The 15,403-nt window shown below is 36.5% G+C and carries 19 protein-coding genes; 14 read left to right on the forward strand and 5 right to left on the reverse strand.

The window, feature by feature from the left end; translation table 11 throughout:
• Nucleotides 1-173: 173 nt before the first annotated feature.
• Nucleotides 174-452 carry a UPF0223 family protein gene (locus ACHABW_RS13565; protein WP_110936494.1) on the forward strand — a complete coding sequence of 93 codons (279 nt, stop codon included), beginning with the start codon at nucleotides 174-176 and terminating at the stop codon, nucleotides 450-452.
• Between the two features lie 220 nt (nucleotides 453-672).
• On the opposite strand, the gene ACHABW_RS13570 is transcribed toward ACHABW_RS13565, so the two are convergent.
• Entirely contained in the window at nucleotides 673-1,293 is a 621-nt protein-coding gene (locus tag ACHABW_RS13570) for a YktB family protein (RefSeq protein WP_435755800.1), read from the reverse strand.
• 468 nt (nucleotides 1,294-1,761) lie between these two features.
• Between ACHABW_RS13570 and ACHABW_RS13575 the strand changes: the two genes are divergently transcribed.
• Together ACHABW_RS13575 and ACHABW_RS13580 are read left to right on the forward strand one after the other, a co-directional pair.
• A complete protein-coding gene (locus ACHABW_RS13575) occupies nucleotides 1,762-1,950 on the forward strand; it encodes a hypothetical protein (RefSeq protein WP_110936492.1) in 189 nt (62 codons plus the stop codon).
• Nucleotides 1,951-2,083: 133 nt separating this feature from the next.
• Entirely contained in the window at nucleotides 2,084-2,866 is a 783-nt protein-coding gene (locus ACHABW_RS13580; protein WP_110937662.1) for an inositol monophosphatase family protein, read from the forward strand.
• A gap of 13 nt (nucleotides 2,867-2,879) precedes the next feature.
• Here the strand turns inward: ACHABW_RS13580 and ACHABW_RS13585 are convergent, their stop codons facing one another.
• The gene (locus ACHABW_RS13585; RefSeq protein WP_110936491.1) at nucleotides 2,880-3,077 is read right to left on the reverse strand and encodes a DUF5325 family protein; all 198 of its coding nucleotides are present in this window, start codon (nucleotides 3,075-3,077) and stop codon (nucleotides 2,880-2,882) included.
• Nucleotides 3,078-3,276: 199 nt separating this feature from the next.
• Here ACHABW_RS13585 and ACHABW_RS13590 point away from each other — a divergent pair, with 199 nt between their 5' ends.
• Entirely contained in the window at nucleotides 3,277-3,627 is a 351-nt protein-coding gene (locus tag ACHABW_RS13590) for a YlaH-like family protein (RefSeq protein ID WP_110936490.1), read from the forward strand.
• Between the two features lie 108 nt (nucleotides 3,628-3,735).
• On the opposite strand, the gene ACHABW_RS13595 is transcribed toward ACHABW_RS13590, so the two are convergent.
• Entirely contained in the window at nucleotides 3,736-3,939 is a 204-nt protein-coding gene (locus ACHABW_RS13595) for a YlaI family protein (protein ID WP_110936489.1), read from the reverse strand.
• 202 nt (nucleotides 3,940-4,141) lie between these two features.
• Here ACHABW_RS13595 and ACHABW_RS13600 point away from each other — a divergent pair, with 202 nt between their 5' ends.
• Together ACHABW_RS13600 and ACHABW_RS13605 are read left to right on the forward strand one after the other, a co-directional pair.
• The gene (locus ACHABW_RS13600; RefSeq protein WP_435755809.1) at nucleotides 4,142-4,594 is read left to right on the forward strand and encodes a pyridoxamine 5'-phosphate oxidase family protein; all 453 of its coding nucleotides are present in this window, start codon (nucleotides 4,142-4,144) and stop codon (nucleotides 4,592-4,594) included.
• Between the two features lie 183 nt (nucleotides 4,595-4,777).
• On the forward strand, nucleotides 4,778-6,106 hold the full coding sequence (locus ACHABW_RS13605) for a PhoH family protein (protein WP_435755801.1): 1,329 nt from the start codon (nucleotides 4,778-4,780) through the stop codon (nucleotides 6,104-6,106).
• Nucleotides 6,107-6,199: 93 nt separating this feature from the next.
• Here the strand turns inward: ACHABW_RS13605 and ACHABW_RS13610 are convergent, their stop codons facing one another.
• Nucleotides 6,200-6,688 carry a peptidyl-prolyl cis-trans isomerase gene (locus ACHABW_RS13610; protein ID WP_435755802.1) on the reverse strand — a complete coding sequence of 163 codons (489 nt, stop codon included), beginning with the start codon at nucleotides 6,686-6,688 and terminating at the stop codon, nucleotides 6,200-6,202.
• 93 nt (nucleotides 6,689-6,781) lie between these two features.
• On the opposite strand from ACHABW_RS13610, the gene glsA reads away from it, so the two are divergent.
• Both glsA and ACHABW_RS13620 read left to right on the forward strand, forming a co-directional pair.
• Entirely contained in the window at nucleotides 6,782-7,714 is a 933-nt protein-coding gene (glsA, locus tag ACHABW_RS13615; protein WP_110936486.1) for a glutaminase A, read from the forward strand.
• Between the two features lie 136 nt (nucleotides 7,715-7,850).
• Complete coding sequence (locus tag ACHABW_RS13620; RefSeq protein WP_110936485.1) at nucleotides 7,851-8,132, forward strand: YlaN family protein; 282 nt, start codon at nucleotides 7,851-7,853, stop codon at nucleotides 8,130-8,132.
• Between the two features lie 122 nt (nucleotides 8,133-8,254).
• Here ACHABW_RS13620 and ACHABW_RS13625 read toward each other — a convergent pair whose 3' ends face one another.
• A complete protein-coding gene (locus ACHABW_RS13625) occupies nucleotides 8,255-9,172 on the reverse strand; it encodes a COX15/CtaA family protein (RefSeq protein ID WP_435755803.1) in 918 nt (305 codons plus the stop codon).
• A 486-nt stretch (nucleotides 9,173-9,658) separates the two neighbouring features.
• Here ACHABW_RS13625 and cyoE point away from each other — a divergent pair, with 486 nt between their 5' ends.
• The 6 genes from cyoE (at nucleotide 9,659) to ACHABW_RS13655 (ending at nucleotide 15,242) form a co-directional block, all read left to right on the forward strand.
• Entirely contained in the window at nucleotides 9,659-10,591 is a 933-nt protein-coding gene (gene cyoE, locus ACHABW_RS13630) for a heme o synthase (protein ID WP_435755804.1), read from the forward strand.
• Nucleotides 10,592-10,624: 33 nt separating this feature from the next.
• Nucleotides 10,625-11,680: a cytochrome c oxidase subunit II gene (coxB, locus tag ACHABW_RS13635; protein ID WP_435755805.1), complete on the forward strand. Its 1,056-nt coding sequence runs from the start codon at nucleotides 10,625-10,627 to the stop codon at nucleotides 11,678-11,680.
• Nucleotides 11,681-11,706: 26 nt separating this feature from the next.
• Nucleotides 11,707-13,542 carry a cytochrome c oxidase subunit I gene (ctaD, locus tag ACHABW_RS13640; RefSeq protein WP_435755806.1) on the forward strand — a complete coding sequence of 612 codons (1,836 nt, stop codon included), beginning with the start codon at nucleotides 11,707-11,709 and terminating at the stop codon, nucleotides 13,540-13,542.
• Nucleotides 13,542-14,162, forward strand: a complete 621-nt coding sequence (locus ACHABW_RS13645; protein ID WP_110936482.1) for a cytochrome (ubi)quinol oxidase subunit III — start codon at nucleotides 13,542-13,544, stop codon at nucleotides 14,160-14,162. The genes ctaD and ACHABW_RS13645 overlap by 1 nt, the downstream gene beginning before the upstream one ends.
• 4 nt (nucleotides 14,163-14,166) lie before the next feature.
• Nucleotides 14,167-14,514 (forward strand): cytochrome C oxidase subunit IV family protein, encoded by a 348-nt coding sequence (locus tag ACHABW_RS13650; protein ID WP_110936481.1) that lies wholly within the window; start codon nucleotides 14,167-14,169, stop codon nucleotides 14,512-14,514.
• A 269-nt stretch (nucleotides 14,515-14,783) separates the two neighbouring features.
• Entirely contained in the window at nucleotides 14,784-15,242 is a 459-nt protein-coding gene (locus ACHABW_RS13655; RefSeq protein WP_435755807.1) for a DUF420 domain-containing protein, read from the forward strand.
• Nucleotides 15,243-15,403 lie beyond the last annotated feature (161 nt).

A 15,403-nucleotide genomic window follows, 5' to 3' on the forward strand; every position in this document is an offset into this window, starting at 1 on the left:
CCCTGTTGTAAAGAACCTCTTTTCATTTAAATCATCCTTTGTTACTGTTAAAATATTGCATTGAAGCTATCAGGATTATACTATTTTTCTTCTATGTTATATGATAATTGAAGAAATAGAAACAAAATGAAGTATATCAGAAACCCAGAAGCTTTGGAAGGGAGTAGGAATGAATGGATAAAGATATTAATTTGCCAATCTCTATTGATTGGTCTAAAGACGAGGTAATAGACGTCGTACATTTTTTTGATTTGATTGATGCTGCTTATACAAAAGGAGTAGACCGATCAATACTTTTAGATCAATACCAAAAATATAAAAAAGTTGTACCGTCTCAGTCAGAAGAAAAACAACATTTTAAAGATTATCAAGAGCAATCAGGTCAATCAGCTTACCACACAATTAAAATGGCTAGAGAAAATAGCGATTTAAAAGTTATTAATTTAAAATAAATGCTGTGGTAACTCGTATGTTATTTCGGGCTGGCACTTGAATTTACTGCAGGCTCTGGGCCTTAAATAACCAATGCTCAGCAGTGTCTAATAAGTACATTAAAAATAGAAGTCACTCCCAACCTACAGGAGTAACTTCTATTTTTGCTTTATCCGATATATGAAAGTACGTGCAGTGTCGTGTAAGCAGACACTGCTAAACTCCAAACTCGGTCAGAGCTTATTCTCGTAATGCCATTTTGTATAAAGGGGTTAAGGTATCAAATGTATCTTTTACACATTTGATAAATTCTTCCCCATTTCCAAGGAGGGAATCATTTGCATCAATTTGACGTCCGATTAAAAACTCGCCTTTTTTTACATCACGAAAACGAGTTAACGTTTTTTCCAGATCAATTGTCTCTAATGGCTCTGCATGTTTCTTCATATGATCTTCAGAGATAACAAAATCTTTCGGTATCGTTTCAGTTATTGATTCTATATCTTCTAGAAATCGGGTTGCAATTTCTGTTTTATTTGGTAATTCATAAATAAAAGCCAACCAGATGAATACATGATCATCGAATAATCCAATCTGAAAATGCGGATGTTGTTTATACCCTCGCTTATTATGACAATAGGCAGACCAAGTATCAGCTGGGGGATTTACTTTCCGTCTGGCATGTCTTGCGATATGTAAATACATGTCATGGCCAACTTTTGAAGATAGATCATCTGTTATGTCCTCTGCAATTGCTTTGAATTTCGGTTGAATTCTTTCCTGAATTGCCGCCATACGTTCTTCAAGGCCTTTAAATTCAAACGAAGTGAAATCCTCTTTACCAAATCCTTTAAAACTCATAATATACCCTCATTTCCATATAATTTGGTGTAGCTAGGAAGGAATAACCTTTTCCTTAGTTAGTTTTGATAGTAATAATGTATTCCCTCATTTATTTTGGTAATAATACAGTAGAAAAATGTTTTTTAATTTAATTCAGCTCAAATTTAGCAATAGATGAAACTTTAGTAATCATATCAGTTCCATACATAGCAGCCACTACAATGATTTTCATTAAACTCGGAGTGGCCGACCATCTTCAAGATTACTTTCTATTTTAGCAAATCTTTATATTAAAAAAAAGAAAGATGAACTATCCTTCTCAATTAAGTTTAAAATCGTGAGAATAGTGGAATACAAAATAATAATAATAAAATAGTTGCAAAATTTCGATAAATGACATATTTTATAAGTAACAGGAATTATTATTTTCGTTTTAGGGTGGTCTTGTGTAACTAAACGAGAAACTAAGAAAAGGGGTGTACCATTATGGAGAAAGTCATTCAGACATTAAAACGAAGAGATGGGGAGAAAAGAATCCCAGTCTTGAAGCTGGAGATTGACTATGAACTCCTAACATTATACGATGCTATGCAACTAAAGGAACAAGACCAAATTGATGATAGCAAAGAAAAACTAGAGAAGTTAAGAAATGAGTGGCTTCTACTGGAAGCATAAATGATAATATAAGTGAACCTTATAAAGGTTCACTTTTTTTGCACTATTATATAGATATCTTCACGGGCCTGCATGATATGATGGAGGTAAATGAATTTGTAACTTCAATTTTGAGGAGATGTTAGCGGTGGGAATGGATCAATTTGATCGTCTTGAAGTGAAAGAAAACGCTGAACGATGGGCTAGGGAAGCTAGAGAACTTATAGTAGCACAAATGAAAGAAACATTTTCTATTACGACAAAAGCACATCAGCATGACCTGGTAACAGATGTTGATAAAAATGTAGAAAAGTTTTTTTTAGATAAAATTAGTCATACATATTCAGATCATCGCTTGATGGGAGAAGAAGGATCTTTTGAAGAAATAAAAAATTTGGATGGTGTTGTATGGATTTTAGATCCCATTGATGGGACAATTAATTTCGTGCAACAAAAGAGTAATTTTGCGATATCTATCGGAATTTTTCAAGATGGAGTCCCAATCATAGGCCTTGTATATGATGTGATGCGAGATGAGATGTTCCTTTCACTAAAAGGAGAAGGTGCAACTTTAAACGGCATTAAAATAGAGCCTATTCCGAAGGTCTCATTGAATGAATCGTTGTTAAGTTTTAATGCAGGTTGGATGTTGAAGGATAGAAAGTTAGAGTGGCTATTAGAAGAATCAAGAGGAATTCGTTCATATGGCGTTGCATCTCTTGAAATGGCATATGTTGCATGTGGAAGATTAGAAGCATATATTAGTTTTAATCTTGCGCCATGGGATATGGCTGGAGGTTATGCTCTATTACAGGAAGTAGGGGGGATAGTAACCAATTACAATGGGGACCCGCTAACTTTCCTAGAAAAAGACACTATGATAGCTGCTAATCCGTGGGTTTATAAGGAAATAACAGAGGTGCTTAACAGGAAATAACAAAGGACAGGCGTTAAGCCTGTCCTTTGTCATTTAAATTCGAACGTAGCATTTTTTTACGGCTAAATCCAGCCCCAACTGCTCCTAGGCTTAAAATAAGAAATCCGAGAAACATTAGCATACTCGTCTGTGCGAATGAAATTCCAATTCCCATGATTCCAATTGTTCCTAATACAGCAAAGATAAATAATGGAAGATCAAATGATTTCATTGTTCATCAACCCCTTCTTATATTAGTGTAGCGGAAAACCTGCTTAAAAAAAAGGGCGAAATATAGATAATGCAGAAACTGTCTAATTTCACATTGAGCTCGAAATATAGGCGATTTTTTTTAACGTTAGAATCCATGTCTTTTCATGGTATAATAAAGTGTCAGCAATGAATTTAAAGAATATATTGGAGTGACTATTATGTACTTAGCAACAACCGCCAAAACTGTTTCACCTAATTTAGCACCAATTGCAGAGTGGCTGGGAGCATCTGATCCTGAGAATGCTGTTATGGCATATTTTGTGATGTATTTAATAATAAATGCACTCAGTATTGTCGTGTTTAATCTAGGTTTTGCCCGTAAATTACCAATTCTCAAAACAGTTGTTGTTTATGTAGTTATGTTTTTAGGGAATTTTATTATTACTATTCTTTCATTTTCATTACCAATTATAGAGTCCTTGCTTATAGCCGCAGTTATTTTAGGTGTATATAAAATACAACTGCGCCGTCACAAAAAAGAAGAAGCAATGGCAGAAAATGAATCATAAATAATAAAACATTTGAGAAATTAACTAATTACCTCATTTACTTAAAAACTTCAAACGCAAAAGAAAAGCGACCCAGACACACCTCGTGTCTGGGTCGCTTTTCTTTTGTTAAATGTATTCATCTTTTTCTTCTTGAGGTTTATTGTTTTTAAAATTACCTGTATTTTTCCTGTCAACGGTCCGGTCTTCAATACGACTATAGCACGTTTGGCACATATACGTATGGATAGGTCTGTTCCGTAGTTTTTTAGCTTGGGGGGAATCATTGTTAATCGATTCAACAATATCGCATATTACGCACTTTACTCTCATTTTGCACCTCACACTTAAGAAGATATTTATTTAATGATATAAGTATAACATGTCTAGCATAAAATATTGTAGGTAAGCATTAGCCTGTTTATTAATTCCTGGATTTTTAAAATATATCTATTTTAGTAAGATTGCTTTTAAGTTCCGGAAAATATAGGTATAGTTACGGTAGAGGAAAGTATAGAAGGAGGCGTGGATGAGTATGGCTAATCAAGTTGAAACAGTTTTAACGGAAGAACTTCTCCCTTTTTTACGAGAAGAAAATTATGTAACAGTTGCCACTGTAGATCATGAAAGCGGTGGACCAAATGTGAATGCTATCTCGTGGGTGTATGCTCAGGATAATTCGCACATTCGATTTGCCGTAGATAATCGCTCTAAAATGCTAGTCAATTTACAGAAACAGCCAAGAATTACGATTACGATGTTAGGTGCGGGATCTACCTATGCAATATCCGGTAATGCAAGGGTTATTACGGAGAAGATAGACAATATTCCGTTAAAATTAGCATTAGTTGAAATTAAAATAAGAGAAGTTAGAGATGTAATGTTTTACGGCTCAAAAATTACAACAGAACCTAAGTACGAAAAAACATATGATGAAGAGGCTGCTCAAAAATTAGATAGTCAAGTGATGAGCGCACTAAAAAATTAATATAAAACGATGTCTCATTCTTGAAATGCGGACATCGTTTTTGTTTCTATTTTAAAGCTATATTTCAAACACAACGTGTGGAGTAAACAGTATTCTAAAAAGGCGCACGAATATACTGTTTTGAATAGAATATAGTCATTGCAAAGTTCCACCATGAATATAGATTTAATGGGAGGGAATCGTTTGACTAACCTTTACATTCTTGATACGAACGTGTTGCTGCAAGACCCATTGGCTATTTACTCATTTGAAGAAAACAATGTAATTATTCCAGCTGTCGTGCTGGAAGAAGTGGATTCTAAAAAAAGATATATGGATGAAATAGGACGAAATGCAAGGGAAGTAGCCCGACTCTTAGATGATTTGCGTGTACAAGGAAAGTTACATGAAGGAGTTAAGTTAATAAACGGAGGAAAATTAATAGTTGAATTAAACCATCGTTCGTTCGATCAAATGAAGAGTCACTTCTTTGAACCGACAAATGATAATCGAATTCTTGCTGTTGCATTGAATTTAAGTGAAGAAATTAAGGGAGACGGGAACTACAGGGAAGTTGTTTTGGTTAGTAAAGATGCGCTTCTTAGAGTGAAAGCTGACGCATTGGGGATAAGATCTGAGGATTTCCTTTCAGATCGTGTCGTCCAATTCGACAGAATGTACAAGGGATATGAAGAGAGATGGTTAGCCCCAGAAAAGATGACTAAATTATATAAGGAAAAAGAATTAACTTTCGAAGAAGCGGAAATTGAAAAAGCTTATCCGCACCACTTTTTTATCTTTAAGGATTCCTCAAACGGAACTAGGTCAGCATTGGCTATGAGTGATACGAATTCAAAGAAGATAAAGCTTTTTTTAGGTAATAAAGAAGTGACATGGGGAATTAAACCAAGAAACGTTCAACAAAAGATGGCATTAGAGTTATTAACTAGAGAAGATATTCCTTTAGTAACTTTAGTCGGTAAAGCTGGTACAGGAAAAACATTACTTTCCTTAGCCGCGGGTTTACAGCAAACAGAAGATCTGCAAATTTACAAAAAATTACTGGTAGCGAGACCTGTTATTCCTGTAGGGAAAGATATTGGATACTTGCCTGGGGAAAAAGATGAAAAACTTCGTCCTTGGATGCAACCGATTTATGATAATTTAGAATTTCTCTTTAACACAAAAAAACCAGGGGAACTGGATCATATCTTAGCAGGAATGGGTTCCTTACAGGTTGAGGCATTAACGTATATAAGGGGAAGAAGTATTCCTGATCAATTTATTATTATCGATGAGGCACAAAATTTAACCAAACATGAAGTGAAAACCATATTAACAAGAGTCGGTGAAGGAAGTAAAATAGTTTTGATGGGAGACCCAAAACAAATTGATCACCCCTATTTAGATGAGTATACAAATGGATTGACGTATGTGGCCGAACGGTTAAAACATTTGCCAGAATCGGCTCATATAAAACTAGAAAAAGGGGAAAGATCCGGACTCGCTCAATTAGCAGCTGATTTGCTTTAGTATAAAAGATAAAAAGGTGCAGGCAATGAGAATAATCTCTTTGCTTGCACCCTTTTTTAACTAGATAATAGATGGTTATTGAACATTTACTATCTATTTAATAGTAATACCGTCAATATATGTGATTGGATCCTCCTGATTGGATCCATCACCATAATAAAAGTGTAAAGGTCCTGTTTCTCTTAATGGTTTTCCTTTGTTCGAAAAGGCTACTATTGCATTTTTAGCTTCCTCAAGAGAACATTGGAATACTTCTCTTGTTTCTCCTCGTGAAAACTCAACGATACTAGCTTCAGTTGTTGGAGCGGCGTTCGAAATAAATGGAGCTAAAGAAATTCCTAACGATTTTTCAGTTAAATCTTTTTTATCAATCGTTATTTTGTTTCCATTCGTTTGGGGTGGTCGGGCACCTTTGCGTTGCTCCGACCAAGCTTTTCCAAGTTGTTCTAAAGATGGATCATAGTCAGCAGGTCGCTCTTCTGAAAAGTATGTATCTAAATTTAGTTTTCGATCGTCAAAAATCCAGACGCCGGGGTCAAGGATTATTGAATGTTTAACAAGTCCTTTTATGGAGACAATCATAGATGACAACACCTTCCTTTTCATTCTATTATAAAGGTGTAAAAAGGGTTTGTCACGGATCATATAGTAGGTCAGGAACAGGGGGCAACAAGAATGAATCCATGTCAGGACAATAAAGCTTTAAAATTAATGGTACAAGAAGCGCTACCGCACGGAAAGAACGGGAAGGTAGCGGATTATATACCGGCATTGAGTTTTGCAAATCCCACGACACTTTCATTGGCAATTTTTGACTCAGAAGGTACTTGTGCTGCAGCAGGGGATATTTCCGAGAAATTCACCTTACAAAGTATTTCTAAGGTTATCGCTCTTGCATTAGCACTTATGGACAGGGGAGAAGAAGGTGTGTTTTCTAGGGTGGGAATGGAGCCAACTGGTGACCCTTTTAATTCTATTATAAAATTAGAAACCCACTCCCCATCAAAACCTTTGAACCCAATGATTAATGCGGGAGCACTTGCCGTTACATCGTTGATAAACGGGAATACAATAGATGAAAAATTAGGAAGACTATTAGCTTTCGTACATGAATTAAGCGGAAATACTTCCATAAGTTATAATAGTGAGGTCTCTGAATCGGAGTTTAAAACTGCTGACTTAAACCGTTCACTGGCTTATTTTTTAAAACAACACCATGTCCTAACGGGTAACGTAGAACATGTGTTAGAATTATACACGAAACAATGTGCGATAGAAGTTGATTGTCAAGACTTAGCCAGAATTGCTTTTGTAATAGCAAACGAAGGAAAGCATGTGGAATCTGCCCGCCAAATCATACCTTTACATATAGCCAGAATATTAAAGACTTTTATGGTGACTTGCGGTATGTATAATGCCTCAGGGGAATTCGCGATACGAGTTGGGGTACCGGCAAAGAGCGGTGTATCAGGTGGGATAATGGCATGTATTCCACACGGAGTTGGAATCGGTATATATGGTCCAGCGCTGGACGACAAAGGGAATAGTATAGCAGGGATGAAATTATTAGAATCATTGGCCCAACGCTATCAATTAAGCATATTTTAGTTTGTAAAGAAAGATGTGACTATTGCATTTTCAAGAAATAACCGATAATATAGAAAGAAGAATAGTTTAGGCACATTTTAGTAGGTAGACTTATTATTCAAGTTTGGAATTTTTATAGATGACAGGAGGGATTCGCATGTCAATTGAAACCCTAACCGGACAAAGTGAAAAAGCTTATGCCCTTCTAAAAGAAGATGCGGAAAAGATTTTAAAACTCATTGAAGTGCAAATGACAAATTTAACAATGCCTCAGTGTCCTCTTTATGAAGAGGTTTTAGATACACAAATGTTCGGTTTATCAAGAGAAATTGACTTTGCAATAAGATTGAACCTCGTTTCTCAAGAGGATGGGAAGAAATTATTAGGCCAGTTGGAAAAAGAGTTGTCATCTCTTCATGAGGCATGTATTAATAATTGAATTCCGCAAAGCTAAGTGTGAGAGTGTACACTTAGTTTTATAAAAATAGGGGAAAAACATTAAAGTATTTCACTTAATCTAGTGGGGTATATGGATAAATAAAAAGAGGATAGACAAATTGTCTATCCTCTTTTTATGGCTGTTTTTGAACGGTATGCTAATAAAGCTGTATAACTAACTGCTCCAAATAGAAGACTAACCATAAATGCATGAAATATTGTCGCATTGATCGTAAATCCGGTAAAAATTACCATAGCTCCACTAATTACTTGGAATGTAACAAACACTAAACTGATAGCTGAACTGATCACGAGAATTCTTTTGTGTCTGTATTTTCTCATCACTTGCACGAAAAGTATTAAAATAGCGAGGAATAAAAGGCCGGCAGCTATTCGATGACCAAACTGTATTGCTACTTTTCCATCCATACTGGAGCTAGGTATGATCTGTCCATTACATAAAGGCCAGCCGGAACATGCGGAACCGGATTCAGAATGCTTTACATAAGCTCCAGTGTAGACAACGATATAAATATAAACTAATACAAAGTAGATATATTGCTTCATTTCCCTTGATAAAGAGGGGATGTTAATGGAGTCGAACTTCCCGTCCTCAAAAGCTAAAATCGTGAGAAGTAATATGCTTGTAAAAGAAACGAGAGAAAAACCAAAGTGAAGTGCCATGACCGCATTTGATTGACCCCATACGACCGCTGCTGCACCTAACAAACCTTGGAATACGATAAATAGAACAGCTAGTAGAGCAAAGAATTTCGTTTCTTTCATATGACCAATTGAGCGCCAGCTCCATATTGCATGGATAATAACCATGAAACCGAGTAATCCAGAAACCAGACGGTGCGTATATTCAATCAACGTTTGTATGGTAGGGTTCTCTGGTATTAGTTGACCATAGCAGAGTGGCCACTCTGCTCCGCAAGCTTCTCCGGAACCTGTTTGGGTAACTAATGCTCCTTGTATTAAAACAACGATCATTCCAATCGTGGTGATAACACCGTAAGTTTTTAAAAACCGATGCATATGTTCACCATCTTTCATTGTTAGTCATTACTTTCTATTCCAATTACGATAAAAAAGTTATTTCAAAAAATTTTTAAGTTTGTGATAGTTGATAAAAGACAACTCGTTCTTCATTTTAAGAAGTCTTCATGAAAAAGTCAATGAAACATGTTTGGGAGATTTTTCGAACTTTAAATTGGTTTACTGTCAATTGATTATTGTTCGAATATATACTATTATCATAGTGTGAAGATGAGTTTATACGACAAATTTGTCACAAATTTGTCACAAGTAAATCAATCTTTAAAAAATGTGATGAAAATCATGGAGTCTTCCTTTATAATGTGTAAGGAATGGTTCAAAATGATTTTGATCAATCATGGGTTAATTCTAAGTTTTCAGAGAATAATAATTTGTTTACATACATTATCGGGAACAAATTATTAGTTTTCAAATGGAAACATGGTTTGGTTGGGAATGATGAAGATTTAGGGGGGGGTGAACAAATTGAATAAAACAGGTACAATATCTTCAACAGCAAATACTTTGAGCCAAACTGACTTGGAAGCTAGCAGCCCAGCAACCTGGCGTGAATATTTAGCTATTTCAAAGACAGGTATTGTGATGTCAAACTTAATCACCACATTTGCTGGTCTATATTTAGCTGCTTATTATACAGGCACAACCTTAGGGAGTGATCCGCTCACAGCGTTTCTAGCTCTGCTTGGTTCTGCATTGGTCATGGCAGGGGGGGGTGCGTTAAATAATTATATTGACCGTGATATAGATCATATAATGGAACGCACGAAGGAGCGGCCTACCGTAACTGGAAAACTAACCGGTAAGCAAACACTGACCTATGGATTAAGTATATCCATTGCGGGGACAGCTTTTCTTGCAATGACCACCTTAATGGCTGCTGTTATTGGAGTGTTGGGATTAATTATTTATGTTGTTTTATATTCGATGTGGACAAAAAGAACAACCACTCTCAACACGATTGTAGGTAGCTTTTCTGGTGCTGTCCCTCCTCTAATTGGTTGGGCCGCAATTGACGCTGGTTTGCATCCGTATGCATGGTCATTATTTTTAATCATGTTTATTTGGCAGCCACCTCACTTCTTAGCGCTGGCGATGAAACGGTCTGATGAATATAAAGCTGCTGGTATTCCTATGCTTCCAGTTGTAGCAGGGTTTGCTATTACAAAACGGCAAATTATCTGGTACGTAGCGGCACTAATTCCAGTTTCACTTCTGGTTGCCGACTTTGGTGTGGTTTATACTACATTAGCAGTTTTGCTTGGTGGAGGTTGGTTAGGTCTTGGCCTGGCTGGTTTAAAAACGAAAGATGACTTAAAATGGGCGAAACATATGTTTATATATTCTCTTAATTACTTAACAATAATGTTTGTATTAATGGTTATTGTTCATATGTTTTAGAATACACCATAAGAAAGAGGGGGTTGTGACGAGATGAAGTTTATATGGCGACTAATTCCGGTATCTTTCATCTTGCTGATAACTGGTTGTGGAGTGGAGAACTTATCTGCATTAGATCCTAAAGGACCTGTTGCAGAAATGCAATATTCTTTAATCCAGCTCAGCTTGTATATTATGATTGCAGTTTTGGTTGTTGTCTTTGCAATTTACATTTTTGTACTTTTTAAATTCCGTGATAAGCCGGGAGATACTCATATTCCTAAACAAGTACACGGAAATCGTACATTAGAAATTATTTGGACAACAATACCGATTATTTTATTATTAATGTTAGCAGTTCCAAACGTTATGGATACGTTTACTCTTGCGGATGTAGGAGTGGGGGAAGAAGCAGAAGAGTCAGGTGAAGCTGATGCAGAAGATGCTGAACGAGATCATGTAAGGATAGAAGTCACCGCAAATCAATTTTGGTGGGAATTTAATTATCCTGATTACGATGCAACTGCTGGTCAAGAAATGTATATTCCAACAGATACACGTATTATCGTTGAACTTCAGTCTAGTGATGTGATTCACTCATTTTGGGTTCCTGCTTTAGCTGGAAAACAAGATAACATACCTGGTGTTCAAAATGATATGTGGTTTGAAGCTTCAGAAGAAGGTGTTTATCAGGGGAAATGTACAGAACTTTGTGGTCCTTCTCACTGGTTAATGGATTTCAGAGTTATTGCTGTAGACCCTGAGACTTTTGATACTTGGGCTACTAATATGTCTGAACCGGCTGAAGAGCTTTTGGAACCTGAAAGTGAAGTTGCTGTTGATGGCAGAGCAGTATTTGAAGAAAGCTGTATCACCTGTCACGCTGTTGGCCAAGATGGTGGTAATATTGGACCGAATTTAACCAACTACTCAGAGCGTGAAGTTCTTGCTGGTTTTCTAGACCCTACGGATGAAAATCTCGAAGCATGGATTAGAAATCCTCAGGAATATAAACCAGGGAACGAAATGCCTAGTTTTGACAGTCTTACAGACGATGAGGTTACAGCACTTATTGAATACATGAATACTTTAAAAGTACTTGAGAATTAAACAGGTTTGTAAAGGGGGTAAACAACGTGTCTTATGAGAAGGCTCAGTCTAAAAATGTGATTTGGGACTGGCTGACGACGGTAGATCATAAAAAGATTGGAATTTTATATCTTGCCGCAGGTGCATTTTTCTTTGCCGTAGGTGGCTTAGAGGCAATTTTAATGCGCATTCAGCTAATGTTTCCTGAATCTTCGTTTGTACAGGCTCAAACATTTAACGAATTACTAACGATGCATGGAACAACCATGGTTTTCTTAGCAGCGATGCCTTTATTGTTCGGATTTATGAATTACATGATTCCTTTGCAAATTGGCGCGAGAGATGTAGCTTTTCCTTTTTTAAACGCTTTAGGTTTTTGGCTGTTTTTATTTGGGGGAATCTTACTTAATGTTAGCTGGTTTGCAGGAGGCGCACCCGACGCAGGGTGGACTGCGTATGCGCCATTATCAAGTGAATCACCAGGTCACGGTCTGGATTTTTATGTCCTAGGTTTGCAAGTTAGTGGTATTGGAACCTTAATTGGTGGTATTAATTTTCTGGTAACAGTTATTAATATGAGAGCACCAGGTATGAGTATGATGAGAATGCCTCTATTTACATGGAGTTCATTTGTAGCATCTATGCTTATCCTATTCGCATTCCCTGCGTTGACAATTGGATTATTGTTGTTAATGTTAGAGCGTTTATTTGGTGCTACATACTTCGGAGTAGATTTGGGTGGTAATGTTATTATATGGCAGCATTTATTCTGGATATTTGGTCACCCTGAGGTATATATATTAATTTTGCCTGCTTTCGGAATTTTCTCCGAAGTATTGCCTACGTTTGCAAAAAAGAGATTGTTCGGTTACTCAGCAATGGTATTTGCAACATTAATCATTGGGTTTTTAGGATTCATGGTTTGGGCTCACCATATGTTTACAGTAGGTATAGGTCCAGTTGCTAATGCGATTTTCGCGGTAGCGACAATGGCGATAGCTGTTCCAACCGGGATCAAAATATTTAACTGGCTTCTGACGCTATGGGGCGGAAGAATTCAGTTTACAACCGCAAATTTATTTGCTTTAGGTTTTATTCCAACATTTGTCATGGGTGGGGTAACAGGAGTAATGCTAGCAGCAAGTGCAGCAGACTATCAGTTCCATGATACTTACTTCGTTGTTGCTCACTTTCACTATGTAATTATCGGTGGAACTGTATTTGGATTATTTGCGGGTGTATTTTATTGGTGGCCGAAAATATTCGGTTACAGATTAAATGAAACTTTAGGAAAAGTCTTTTTCTGGTTATTCTTAACAGGTTTCCACCTTACGTTCTTTGTTCAACATTTCCTTGGATTAATGGGAATGCAGCGTCGTGTTGCTTCTTATCTTCCTGGGCAAGGGTTAGATCAATTGAACTTTATTAGTACAATCGGAGCTTTTTTGATGGGTGTTGCTTTTATTATTCTCCTAGTAACAATCTTTACTTCAATGAAGAACACTACAAATGTTTCCGATCCTTGGGATGGACGGACTTTGGAGTGGACAACTACAACACCGGTTCCAGAGTATAACTTTGCTCAAACACCACTTGTACGGGAATTAGACGCATTTTGGTATGAGAAATATGAAGGTGACGGTAAAATGAAAGCAGCTGAGCCGATTGGAGATATTCACATGCCAAACGGAAGTATTTTACCATTGATCATCGCATTTGGTTTATTTGTAGCAAGTTTTGGTTTAATTTATGCCGTATATCCTCTTGCAATTGTTGGTCTGATTATTTCGTTTATCGGTATGTTCCTAAGATCAGTTAAAGAGGACCATGGATATCATATTCCGGCAGAGGCAGTTAAACGAGATAAGGATGGTGGGAAATAATGGCTGATAATCATACGATTGAACCACAAGTCCTTCCTCCTAATCCCGAAAAAGCAACGTTGGAAGGTAGAAATAAATATTTAGGATTTTGGTTCTTCTTAGGTGGAGAAACAGTTTTATTTGGAAGTTTATTTGGTACTTACTTGGGACTCCGAGGTGGAACTGCTGATGGTCCTGGACCAAGCGATCTTTTCCATGTGGATCTAGTATTTATCATGACAATGCTTTTATTAACAAGTAGTTTGACAAGTGTTTTTGCGATTATTAATATGAAACGTGGAAATTACAAAGGACTTCTATTATGGATGACTGCTACTGTAGTATTAGGGCTTGCTTTCCTCGGATTTGAGATATATGAATTTTACGAGTACAATCATCAAGGGTTAGGGTTCGGTGTCAGTGCTTTCGCATCGGCTTTCTATACTCTTGTTGGAACGCACGGTGCCCACGTTACCTTTGGTGTCAGTTGGATTACTGTTCTACTCATTCGTTATCGAAAATCAGGTTTAACATTAACAAATGCACCTAAGTTTTATACTGCTGTTTTATATTGGCACTTTATTGATGTTGTTTGGGTGTTTATTTTCACAGTCGTCTATTTACTCGGAATAGGAGGTTGATCTGATGGACCCGCATGCTGATCCAAGTGCTCCTTTACAAGGGGAGCCTTCAAATCAAACAAAACGAAAATTAAAGAGAGAAATGCGCACTCAGTTAGTGTCGTTCGTACTCATGATTTTCATTACATCAATGGCGTTCTTTTCCATTGCCAGCGATGTAATACCTAACGGATTTGCTATTCCATTTATTCTTATACTAGCTGGTCTCCAGGTAGTTCTCCAATTGTACTTTTTCATGCATATGAATGAAAAAGGTACTGGTTGGGTAAACGCAATGATATGGTCTGGTTTGTTTGTAGCAGCATTAACAGTTGCTTCTTTAATGCTTCTGATTGGTGTTGTTAAGTACTAAACCAACAAAGGTATGGAAGTACCTCCTTATGATTAAGGGGGTACTTTTTTTCATTGATAGATAAAGAAGGTGGCAGCTCTCTTTACGTCACAATTATCAAGGGCCTTTTGCATAGACCAATTAGGATGGCATAATATTTTCAAAACATCATTTAACCATTCAAAATCTTGAATGGTTAAATGTGATTATATAAACCACTTCTGTAGAGTTAATTTTATAAAACATGATAGAATTAGCTTGTTAGAGATTGAATCTGGAGGCGAGAAAAGGTGGCGACATTTTTACCATTTATAAGTACACTATTTATTGGATTGAGTGCTGTTTTTGTAGCTGTAGGTTGGTACTTTGTTGCAAAGAGAAAAATTGAGGTTCATAAAAAAGTTATGTTTTGGGCTGCTGTACTAGCAACAATATTTTTTGCAACATACTTATCTAAAACTTTGTTTATTGGGAGCACTGCTTTTGGGGGACCTGAAAGTATAAAATTATACTATACTATATTCCTTCTTTTCCATATATCAATGGCAACCATTGCGGCAGTTCTTGGAATTATTCAGTTAGTTACTGGTTATAAAAATAAATTAGTTTCTCATAGAAGGTTAGGTCCAATTACATCGGTAATATGGTTTATTTCTGCAATAACTGGGATTGCCGTTTACTGTTTACTCTATGTTGTTTATGAACCTGGCCCAACAACAAATTTATTTCGAGCGATTATAAGTGGATAACTTTAATATTTCTTGAAAACCCTGCTCGTATGCTCATCGCAGTTATGCAGGGAGACTCCTAATATGGACATTTCAAAAGTTCCTTTTTAAAGTAGTGCATTTTGCAATAGTCAGTAAAAAGACTAATTTGTAATATGAAAAGACCTAGCTTATTAAAAAGC

The organism is Salipaludibacillus sp. CF4.18 (assembly GCF_051262595.1).
In the GTDB taxonomy this organism is placed as follows: Bacteria; Bacillota; Bacilli; order Bacillales; family Salisediminibacteriaceae; genus Salipaludibacillus; species Salipaludibacillus neizhouensis.

Bases quoted from the DNA above. Each gene is read 5' to 3' on its own strand.
- glsA (WP_110936486.1), top strand. From the start codon at position 6,782: ATGAATCCATGTCAGGACAATAAAGCTTTAAAATTAATGGTACAAGAA.
- ACHABW_RS13610 (WP_435755802.1), bottom strand. From the start codon at position 6,688: ATGATTGTCTCCATAAAAGGACTTGTTAAACATTCAATAATCCTTGAC.
- coxB (WP_435755805.1), top strand. From the start codon at position 10,625: ATGAAGTTTATATGGCGACTAATTCCGGTATCTTTCATCTTGCTGATA.
- ACHABW_RS13650 (WP_110936481.1), top strand. From the start codon at position 14,167: ATGGACCCGCATGCTGATCCAAGTGCTCCTTTACAAGGGGAGCCTTCA.
- ACHABW_RS13570 (WP_435755800.1), bottom strand. From the start codon at position 1,293: ATGAGTTTTAAAGGATTTGGTAAAGAGGATTTCACTTCGTTTGAATTT.
- ACHABW_RS13580 (WP_110937662.1), top strand. From the start codon at position 2,084: ATGGATCAATTTGATCGTCTTGAAGTGAAAGAAAACGCTGAACGATGG.
- ACHABW_RS13575 (WP_110936492.1), top strand. From the start codon at position 1,762: ATGGAGAAAGTCATTCAGACATTAAAACGAAGAGATGGGGAGAAAAGA.
- ACHABW_RS13585 (WP_110936491.1), bottom strand. From the start codon at position 3,077: ATGAAATCATTTGATCTTCCATTATTTATCTTTGCTGTATTAGGAACA.
- ACHABW_RS13625 (WP_435755803.1), bottom strand. From the start codon at position 9,172: ATGCATCGGTTTTTAAAAACTTACGGTGTTATCACCACGATTGGAATG.
- ACHABW_RS13620 (WP_110936485.1), top strand. From the start codon at position 7,851: ATGTCAATTGAAACCCTAACCGGACAAAGTGAAAAAGCTTATGCCCTT.
- ACHABW_RS13645 (WP_110936482.1), top strand. From the start codon at position 13,542: ATGGCTGATAATCATACGATTGAACCACAAGTCCTTCCTCCTAATCCC.
- ACHABW_RS13595 (WP_110936489.1), bottom strand. From the start codon at position 3,939: ATGAGAGTAAAGTGCGTAATATGCGATATTGTTGAATCGATTAACAAT.
- ACHABW_RS13590 (WP_110936490.1), top strand. From the start codon at position 3,277: ATGTACTTAGCAACAACCGCCAAAACTGTTTCACCTAATTTAGCACCA.
- ACHABW_RS13600 (WP_435755809.1), top strand. From the start codon at position 4,142: ATGGCTAATCAAGTTGAAACAGTTTTAACGGAAGAACTTCTCCCTTTT.
- ACHABW_RS13565 (WP_110936494.1), top strand. From the start codon at position 174: ATGGATAAAGATATTAATTTGCCAATCTCTATTGATTGGTCTAAAGAC.